Consider the following 9,176-nt stretch of genomic DNA (forward strand, 5'->3'; position numbering starts at 1 on the left):
CTTTTCGTCAATGTTTTAAAAGTTGGCTCAGGAACTGGCGCGCACGCTCAGTTGTTGGAGCCTCGAAAAAGCTCTGCGGATCGCGATCCTCGACGATGCTGCCTTCATCCATGAACAGCACCCGGTCGGCCACTTGCCGCGCGAATCCCATTTCGTGGGTTACACACACCATCGTGCGGCCTTCGTCGGCGAGCGCGACCATGACATCGAGAACTTCCTTGATCATCTCGGGATCAAGCGCCGACGTCGGCTCGTCGAACAACAGGATTTCCGGATCCATTGTGAGCGCGCGGGCTATCGCTGCCCGCTGCTGTTGTCCGCCTGACAACTGGCTCGGATATTTGTGCGCCTGATCGGCGATCCTGACCTTATCCAGAAAATGCAGTGCCCGCTCTTCAGCGATGGCAGTTGGCTGCCGAGCTACAAGGAGGGGCGCAAGCACACAATTTTGCAAAATTGTCTTGTGCGGGAAAAGGTTGAATTGCTGGAACACCATACCCACCCGTCTCAGCGCGGCGGCCGCGGCGGCCGATCGTTCGAGGATATTGACGCCCTCGATCTCCACCTTCCCCGACTCAGGTCGTTCGAGGAGATTCATGCACCGCGTAAGCGTTGATTTTCCTGATCCCGAAGGACCGCACAGCACGATCCGCTGGCCCCGGGATATCGCCAGATCGACATTGCGCAGCGCGTGATATTGGCCGTAATATTTATTTAGGCCAACAAGGCGGATCGCGAATTCGGTCATGACGATCGCCTGAGGGCTCGGACGCGAGCAAATGCGGCTTCCAAATCGGCAATGAGGTCGACGGCTGCTTCAAGACCGGCGTGGATACGAATGAGTGCCCCATCCTGCTCGCCATTTGGAAACGCTCGGATCGGCGCTGGCCAGGCGGGAACGGCGAGGCTTTCAAATCCGCCCCAGCTCGAGCCAAGCTGGAAGATATCCAGCCCATTGAAAAAGGCTCGGGTCTCTTCGTCACTGAGGGCATCGAGCTGGACGCCAAAAAGTCCCGTTGCACCGGTAAAGTCGCGCTTCCAGATGGCGTGACCCGGATCCTCGGCAAAGGCAGGATAACGGATGGCTTTCACTTCGGGTTGCTGCGCAAACCAGTTGACGAGCGTGCTTGCCGTTCGCTGATGCCGTTCGAGGCGCGCGTCCAAGGTGCGCAGGCCGCGCTGCACCAGATAACAATCGTCGGGACTGGCACAATTTCCCCAGCGTGCCGCGACATCCTTGAGTTGCCTGTATATTTCGTCGTTTGCCGCCGTCATTGAGCCAAGCAGACAGTCTGAATGACCCGAGAGATATTTCGTTGCCGATGCGATCGATACGTCCACGCCGTGACGGAGCGGTTTGAAATAGAGCGGGGTCGCCCATGTATTGTCGACCGCCGTCAAAATCCCCTTTGCGCGCGCCACCTCGGTAATTGCCGGGATGTCGATAAGGTCGAAGGTCTGAGAACCCGGCGTTTCCATGTAGATGAGCTTGGTGTTGGGTCGGCACAGACTGGCAATGCTGCCCGCAATGTCTGGTTTGAAATATTCAATCTCGACGCCAAAGCCCGATAGAATGTCAGAAAGAAATTTCCGGGCGGGACCATAAATACAGTCAGCAACGAGCAGATGGTCGCCCGCACCGACAAATGCCGATAGCGTGAGCGCTATCGCGCTGGTACCTGAGGAGGTAATAACAGTCGCCGCGCCGTGCTCGAGCTCGGCAATGGCCTCGGCGAGCGCATAGGTGCTTTTCGTGCCGTAAAGGCCATAAATCACGTCATCATATAGACCCTTGTGGCGATCCATATAGGCGTCGACCGTTTCATAGACGATGGTTGATGCCCTGTAGACGGGCGGATTGATCACCCCCGACTGGCTCGAGGGCCTGGGACCAGCATGGACCGTCCGGGTTGCTTCCTGCCACTCATCGGCGGGGCTTGGTGTTTTGGCTGGCGCATCGTCGCGCGCGCGATCATCGTTCATGACTGAGCTTTCGTTCGATTTTCATGGCAAGCCGGGACAATGCGAAGCAAATCGCAAAGAAAATCGTCCCGGAGAACAAATAGGCTTCGGCAAAATATGGTCGCCATTGCGCCTCGACATAGGAAAGGCGGGTCGTTTGGAGCAAGTCAAATACCCCAACGATCAGCACGAGCGTGGTGTTCTTGACCTCGCTGATCGAGGTGTTGACGAGCGCGGGCAGGCTGACCTTCAGCGCCTGCGGCAGCTCAATGTGCCGACGCGCCTGCCACTTGCTGAGACCAAGCGCCTGTGCAGCCTCAGACTGACCCACCGAGACAGAGATCAGTCCGCCCCTGATCGCTTCGGCCATATAGGCAGCTGTAAAGATGATGAGAGCCAGCTGAACGCGCGGCAGACTGTCGATCGAAAGCCAGTCGGGGACGAACAAGGGGAACATGACGGCCGCCAGAAACAGGACGCCGATGAGCGGAATGCCGCGCACCAGTTCGATCAGTCCGGTTGCCAGCCGCTTGACCAGCGGATTTGCCGATTGCCTTGCGAAGGCAAGAAGAACTGCCAGTGGAAAGGCGGCCAGTACAGCGATGCTGGCAAGCAGGAGAGTGACCGGAAGACCGCTCCATTTGTCCATCGGTACCGGAACCAACACCCCAAAACCGCCGCGCAGCACAAAGAGCGACGCCGCGATGCCCAAGACCCAGACGATGGCGAGACGGCGCCCCCACAATCGTGCCACAAAGGATAACCCAAGACATCCAAGCAGGAGCATGGTTGCCAGAGCCGCACGCCACTGTTCAGCTTCAGGATAGGTGCCAAAGAGAATGAGCGTCGCATTCTCCCGCAGGAACGGCCAACAGGTGCCATCAGCTGCGCGACAGGCCGCAGCACCTCCCGAGAAGGTCGCATCCGCGATGAGCCATATGATCGCTTTCCAGATCGCGGCCGACACGACAAGCAGCACAAACGCGCTCAAGATCGACTGTTTTGCTGAAGCAAACAGGTTTCGGCGCGCCCAACCCGACCATTTGGCAGGCAGCAAAATTGGCAGCTGCTCGGTCGCCCCAGCAACGATCTGGCGCCCAGCTTGGCCGGTCAGCGACCAGCCATAGCTGCGTGCATAACGGTCGGTTACAAATGCCAGAAGCAGCGACAGGCTCAAAAATGTCCCTACGATCAAAGCCACACCTTCGATCGCCTGTCCCGTCTGGCTGATCACGGTATCAACAACCGAGACAAATTCCGGATAGCCGATGGCGACGCCGAGCGAACTATTCTTTACCGTGTTGAGGTGCCAGCTCGTCATCGGCGGTATCGCTATGCGCAAAGCCTGGGGCAAGATGATCCGCCGCATTGTCTCGCCCGAACCAAGTCCGAGCGCCGCAGCAGCTTCGCGTTGCCCAAGTGGTACGGCAAGGATGGCAGCACGAAAAATCTCGGCGAGATAGGCAGCAGTGTAAATCGACAATCCGACGACGAGAGCCAGAAATTCGGTCGTCAGCGACAATCCACCACCAAAGCCGAAGCGCCCCGACAGGGGCCAGTCGACCTCGGCCCCCGACAACAACAGGACCGCGACAGCCACCACTGTACCAGCCAGCTGCGATAGCCCGCACCTTTCGCGGCCCAACCTGGTCCTGCGCAACGCCAACCAGACGAAAAGGCCGGCAGTGGCCGCCGCCAGAAGGGTTCCAGTCGATGCCAATGCAGGCAAGTGCAGTCCCCTATTGTCAAGCGCGAAGCTTCGACCTGAGTCTGGGATTGGTGGCGACAGGCTGAACAGCAGGATAGCATACCAAACAAACATCTGAAGGAGCAGCGGAATGTTCCGGATGACCTCGACATAGAGCCCGGCAAGCCGCGCCAGAAGCCAGTTAGGCGACAACCGGGCAAGGCAGATCGCCAGTCCCAGAAGGGTCGAGAAGATGATCCCGAGCGACGATATCAAGAGGGTGTTGAGAAGACCGACAAGAAGGGCTGCCGCAAAGCTGTCGCCGGGTCCATAGGGAACCAGCGTCTCGCCAATGGCGAAGCCGGCACGGTCACCCAGGAAGGCAAATCCCGTCCGGATATTCTTGCCGTCAAGATTGGCCGCAAGCGTGCCAAGCAAAAGGCAGAGCGCCAGCAGTGCCGCCGCCAGTACTGCCCATTGCAGCCCATTGGACCGTGCCCATGGTGTCCTAATGGTCATCGCATTGGCAGCGGATAGATCAATCCGCCATCCCGATAGAGTTTGTTTTGTCCGCGCTCGACACCCAGCGGCGTGATATGCCGTGCAAAAATCTCTCCATAGTTTCCAGTGGCGCTAATGGCTCGAAAACCCCAATCATCATCAAGCCCGAGCGACTTCCCAAAGCCCGGCAATCCACCCAGCATCTTGCGGATTTCGGGATCCGGAGAATCGCGACGCATGGCCGCGGCATTGGTTCGCGTTACGCCCATTTCCTCTGCGGCAACGAGCGCGTTCAAAACCCATTTGTTGATTTCATACCATTGCTCGTCATCGCTCCGCACCACAGGTCCGACAGGCTCCTTGGTCAAGCGTTCGCTCAGGACGGTATAGTCATCGGGGCGGTCGGTATCGGCAAGCCGGATAACCGTGAGCGTAAAGGCATCGGTCGTCATCGCATCGCATCGCCCGGCGAAGAAGGCGAGCTTTGCTTCTTCGGGATTTTCGAACACGATCGAACGAAAGCGGATCCGGTTGCGCTGGAAATAGTCCGCGGTGTTAAGCTCCGACGTCGTTCCTTTGGTAATGCAGATCGAGGCACCGTCGAGGTCGCGTGCTTTGGTCACTCCCAAACGTTTCGGAACGAGGAAACTCTGGCCATCATAATACATGATACCGACGAAATTGACGCCAAGATCAGTGTCACGCGTGAGCGTCCAGGTCGTAGTGCGCGACAGCAGATCGGCCTCGCCTGTCTGCACGATTGTGAATCGCTTGTTCGAAGCGACCGGCATAAACTTGACCTTGTCGGGGTCCCCAAGGACGGCGGCTGCGATCGCACGGCAATAGTCGACGAAGAAGCCTTGCCACTTCCCCTGCTTGTCGAGATAAGACATGCCAAGTTGGCCTGTATGGATAGCGCAATTGAGAGTGCCGCGAGCCTTGACCTTGGCAAGCGTCGATCCTGCAACCGATCTACCACCCTGGGGGGTTGGCTGCGAGGACCCGCAAGCTGAAAGCGCGAATGCAATCAAACCACAGCAAAAAAGTGCCTTCGCGCGGATCTGCACAAGCCTATTCATTTCCAGAACCTAACAGGCTAGACCGATTGGTAAAGGTTATAACCGGAGACCGACGATGAACCTTCGCCAGCTTGAGGCCTTTCGCGCGGTCATGTTGTCGGGATCTGTGACGCAGGCCGCACAATCGCTGCATTTGTCGCAACCGGCAGTGAGTAAACTGCTGTCTGATCTCGAACATCAGCTGGGATTTCGGCTGTTCGTCCGTTCGCGGGGAAGCAGCCTCACAATCACGCCCGAGGCCGATGCCTTCTTCTATGAAGTGGAGCGCAGCTTTTCGGGAATTGCAGTGCTCAAACGCGTCGCCGAAGACATCCGCAATATGGCAACGGGCACGTTGCGCATTGCGGCGCTGCCCGCGCTGGCCGTCAGTTTCCTGCCAAAGGTCATCGCTGCCTTTCGCGAGGCCCACCCTGGCGTCACGATTCAGTTGCAGACGCGAAGTTCGGCGACGGTTCGGCAGTGGATGGCGAACCAGCAATTCGACATTGGACTGGCAACGCCCGCTCGCGAATTGCCGGGCATCAGGATGGAGCGCTTCCTGCGCTGCGCCGGTGCGTGTGTCCTGCCGCACGGACATAAGCTTGCGGAAAAGCAGGTTATTGTTCCAACCGACCTGGAAGGCGAAGCCTTTATCTCGCTGGCGCTCGAGGATAGTGCCAGGCACCGTATCGACCGGATATTCGATGATGCCGGCGTCGGTCGGGAGATGGTGATCGAAACCCAATATGCGATGACAATATGTGCGCTCGTAATGCAAGGCTTGGGCTGCTCCATTCTCAACCCGGTGACGGCGGCAGATTACGCCGAGCGTGGTCTTATTGTGCGACGCTTTGCGCCCGAGGTGTTTTTTGAGTATATGATTTTCACGCCGCAGCTGCGTCCGGTCTCGCAAGTCGCGCTGGCATTTATCGAAATGCTCGAGCAACATCGAGACAGGATGTTCGAAGCGGAGTAGCAAGACTTCCAAGGAGCGACGGCGAAGGAGATCGCCGCCGCCCACCCCCTCAGAACTTTGCCGTGCCGCGAAGATACCAAAAGCCGCCATTAAAGCCGGTTGGAGCGAAGCGTAAATAGCGGATTCCGTTGTTGATTTGCGATTGCCGCGCCTCAAGATCGGGATAATTGTCGAACACATTCTCGCCACCGACAGCGATCTTGAATATATCATTGATTTTATAAGATGCCTCAATATCGACCAGCACTTCGGAACCACCTGTCTGGTCGGCAGCAAGATTGGCTCCATAGTCGGTCCACTTGCCGTAATAATTGGCGCGCGCAACAAACCCAAAACGGTCGCTCTCATAATTGAAGGCCGCGTTGCCTTTCCATTTGGGCACAAAGCCTTCCAGCTCAAGGAGGCGTTCGCGGTCCGCACTAATAACGGGCGACGCGCGCGTTACATCGGTTTTGGTATAATTGCCGTTGAACCCAAGCGTTGCCTTACCGCCGGCCAGATCGAAACCGATGGTTAGCATCGCGTCCAACCCTTGAGTTCGACTGTCGAATGAGTTTGTGAAGAAACTCACCTGTTGAAACGAGTCGCCCCCGGGAATGCCGAGCGCTGCAAGCTGCGCCCGCTGCGCTGCGGTCAGGTTGAAGTTGCCGGAAACCGCAATGCGATCCTCGACCTTGATGTTGAAATAGTCGAGAGTGAAGGTGATGCGGTTGCTCGGCTTGATGACGATTCCGCCCGCAAAATTGAACGACTTTTCCGGTTTCAACGGCGACGCGCCGAAGAATTGCGCAACCAGGTTATTCGGTGACACGATCCCTGCGGTCAACGGGGCACCGGTCACTGAGTCGATATTCGTCTGGACTTGCGAGGCGTTGGACTGGCCGGGTGTAGGCGCTCGAAAGCCGGTGTTGACCGATCCTCGCACCGCAAAGACATCGCTAAAGTCAAAACGCCCGCTGACCTTCCAGGTGAATTTCGAGCCAAAATCCGAATAATTCTCATATCGTCCGGCGAGCCCCATCTGGAAGGCCTCGGAAAGATTGCCCTCCAGCGATGTATAGGCCGCCCAGTTGCTGCGGCCGAACTCTCCTGCCTGGATCGGACTGAAGCCAGGAAATCCGTTTGAACCAACGGGCAGGCCAACCCGGTTGCCGGCATCAGGATCAATCAGCGACGCAAAAGGTCCCACCTGCCAGGAAGCCAAGTCGCCTACGGTAATTTCGTAGGTTTCGCGACGATATTCGAGACCGCCAGCCAGAGTCAGCGGATCGGCCGCCCCTATGTTGAGCGGATGGGTTAGATCAAGATTGAATGCGAGCTCACGCTGCTCAAGCTGACCTGGCTTGAACGAGGTTGGCGACCCGAGACCGAGTGACGGATTGACGGTGTTGTCGATCCGATAGGAAGCGTGGTTCTGACCATAGGAGGCACTTAGGTCGTAGGTTAACCCCGAACCGACTGCTCCCTTGATGCCAGCGGCCAGTGCCGCATCAGTGATCGTGGCACCAAAACTTGGCGTAAATCCGCCGGGAAAAAGCTGGCGAAAGCTGAACCGGGGACCGCCTGCGACAGTCGTAGTCGGAATGGACGTCGCAATAAATGTGGTGTTGGGGTTGCGATAAAAGAAAGAAGTTGTGCCCTTGCTCCAGCTATAATTGCCGAATGTGTAAAACTCCATATCATCAGCGAGCTCGAGCCCCGCATTGATGAAAATGCGGGCAGCCTCAGTATCGGGATTACCCCAACGCTGCGCCGGCACTGGAACGCCTTGAACGCCAGCGTTTATCAGCGCCTGCGCATCAGGGCGCTGGATACCGCGCGATGTGGTCGCGCTGTTTACATATTCGCCACTGATGTTGACAAAGCCGCCAGCTGTAAACGGTAGTCCAAGATTGCCCTGAACCAGAAAGTCTTCGCCATCCCCCTCATAATATTGTCCGTAGCGCGCGATAAGGATCCCGCCTTCGCGGTCCCGCCTCAGGCCGAAATTCAGGACGCCCGCAATCGCGTCCGAACCATATAGCGCAGAGGCTCCGTCACGCAGCACTTCGAGTTGCCCCACGGCAATCGACGGAATGGCTGCGAGGTCAGGCCCCTGCGAGCCTCGAATATAAGGTATGTTGGTGAACTGGACCGTTGCCCCGCGATGACGGCGCTTGCCATTGACCAGCACGAGCGTTTGATCGGGCGGGAGGCCGCGCAACGAGAATGGCCGGGTGAACACCGCTCCGTCATTGCTGACGAGCCGCTGGATATTGAGTGCAGGCACCTCCGCGCGCAACAGATCGTTCATGTCGGCCGCGCCCTTTTCGAGAAGCTCATCGCCAGTGATGATGTCGATGGGCAGCGCTGCGTCAGCCGCTTTGAGATCGTTACGGCGTGTGCCCGTCACGACAATGGCACCCTGCTCGTCTGCCGTCTCTTCCTCGTTCGCTGCTTCCTGCGCGACCGCCGGTGTCCAAACCAGTGCACTCGCAAGTGCGAACGCTGCGATCCCGCAACGGAATTTCCCTTGAGTTTGCATGGCCACCCCTTCCCTGTGATGCTGCGTCATATTTCCGTAACTTTATGGGACGGGGCATGAAGTGGCCATAACTAATGAAGCCTTATCCGAATAAACGAAAGGGTGATAACTTTTCGTTATATGTTGCGGCACGCTTTCGTCTCGTTTCGCTTGACACCGGACCATGGTCAAAGGTGCATTGGCAAGATCGCTGGACCCCAATGGGAAGCCAATATGAAAAGACTTATTGCCTTTGACCTCGACGGAACGCTCGCTGAAAGCAAATTGCCGATCGATGCAGAAATTGCCGCCTTGCTTGCAGAGCTTCTCGAGCGGGTGCGGGTAGCAATCATTTCCGGCGGCTGTTGATTTTCATTGAGAGTTGACCCGGTGTGGGGAGTAATTTCCACTGAGAAGTGACCCATGTTTGAACGCTTCCCTGTCTTTGGTGATCAGGGGATATTGGAGTGTTGGACATGGCGTTATTGA

6 protein-coding genes and 1 pseudogene are annotated in these 9,176 nt (G+C 57.3%); 2 read left to right on the forward strand and 5 right to left on the reverse strand.

All coding sequences use genetic code 11. The features are described from left to right. Positions 1-7: 7 nt before the first annotated feature. From EQG66_RS14475 to EQG66_RS14490, 4 genes are read right to left on the reverse strand one after another with little or no spacing between them, the layout of a single operon-like run. Positions 8-748 (reverse strand): amino acid ABC transporter ATP-binding protein, encoded by a 741-nt coding sequence (locus tag EQG66_RS14475; RefSeq protein ID WP_129405249.1) that lies wholly within the window; start codon positions 746-748, stop codon positions 8-10. Next, positions 745-1,983 carry a cystathionine beta-lyase gene (metC, locus tag EQG66_RS14480; RefSeq protein WP_129405250.1) on the reverse strand — a complete coding sequence of 413 codons (1,239 nt, stop codon included), beginning with the start codon at positions 1,981-1,983 and terminating at the stop codon, positions 745-747. The genes EQG66_RS14475 and metC overlap by 4 nt, the downstream gene beginning before the upstream one ends. Then, on the reverse strand, positions 1,973-4,168 hold the full coding sequence (locus tag EQG66_RS14485; RefSeq protein ID WP_129405251.1) for an ABC transporter permease subunit: 2,196 nt from the start codon (positions 4,166-4,168) through the stop codon (positions 1,973-1,975). Before EQG66_RS14485 ends, metC begins: the two co-directional genes overlap by 11 nt. Then, positions 4,165-5,229, reverse strand: coding sequence for an amino acid ABC transporter substrate-binding protein (locus tag EQG66_RS14490; RefSeq protein ID WP_129405252.1), 1,065 nt, complete (start codon positions 5,227-5,229; stop codon positions 4,165-4,167). The genes EQG66_RS14485 and EQG66_RS14490 overlap by 4 nt, the downstream gene beginning before the upstream one ends. A 55-nt stretch (positions 5,230-5,284) precedes the next feature. On the opposite strand from EQG66_RS14490, the gene EQG66_RS14495 reads away from it, so the two are divergent. Continuing rightward, on the forward strand, positions 5,285-6,184 hold the full coding sequence (locus EQG66_RS14495; RefSeq protein WP_129405253.1) for a LysR substrate-binding domain-containing protein: 900 nt from the start codon (positions 5,285-5,287) through the stop codon (positions 6,182-6,184). 49 nt (positions 6,185-6,233) lie between these two features. On the opposite strand, the gene EQG66_RS14500 is transcribed toward EQG66_RS14495, so the two are convergent. Further along, entirely contained in the window at positions 6,234-8,738 is a 2,505-nt protein-coding gene (locus EQG66_RS14500) for a TonB-dependent receptor plug domain-containing protein (protein ID WP_245988122.1), read from the reverse strand. 183 nt (positions 8,739-8,921) lie between these two features. Here EQG66_RS14500 and EQG66_RS14505 point away from each other — a divergent pair. Next, positions 8,922-9,050, forward strand: a pseudogene (locus tag EQG66_RS14505) (HAD family hydrolase); the annotation flags it as partial. Positions 9,051-9,176 lie beyond the last annotated feature (126 nt).

This window comes from Sphingobium fluviale, from assembly GCF_004122115.1.
Lineage (GTDB): Bacteria > Pseudomonadota > Alphaproteobacteria > Sphingomonadales > Sphingomonadaceae > Sphingobium > Sphingobium fluviale.

Coding starts and splice junctions, on each gene's coding strand:
- EQG66_RS14475 (WP_129405249.1), bottom strand. CDS start 748: ATGACCGAATTCGCGATCCGCCTTGTTGGCCTAAATAAATATTACGGC.
- metC (WP_129405250.1), bottom strand. CDS start 1,983: ATGAACGATGATCGCGCGCGCGACGATGCGCCAGCCAAAACACCAAGC.
- EQG66_RS14485 (WP_129405251.1), bottom strand. CDS start 4,168: ATGACCATTAGGACACCATGGGCACGGTCCAATGGGCTGCAATGGGCA.
- EQG66_RS14490 (WP_129405252.1), bottom strand. CDS start 5,229: ATGAATAGGCTTGTGCAGATCCGCGCGAAGGCACTTTTTTGCTGTGGT.
- EQG66_RS14495 (WP_129405253.1), top strand. CDS start 5,285: ATGAACCTTCGCCAGCTTGAGGCCTTTCGCGCGGTCATGTTGTCGGGA.
- EQG66_RS14500 (WP_245988122.1), bottom strand. CDS start 8,738: ATGACGCAGCATCACAGGGAAGGGGTGGCCATGCAAACTCAAGGGAAA.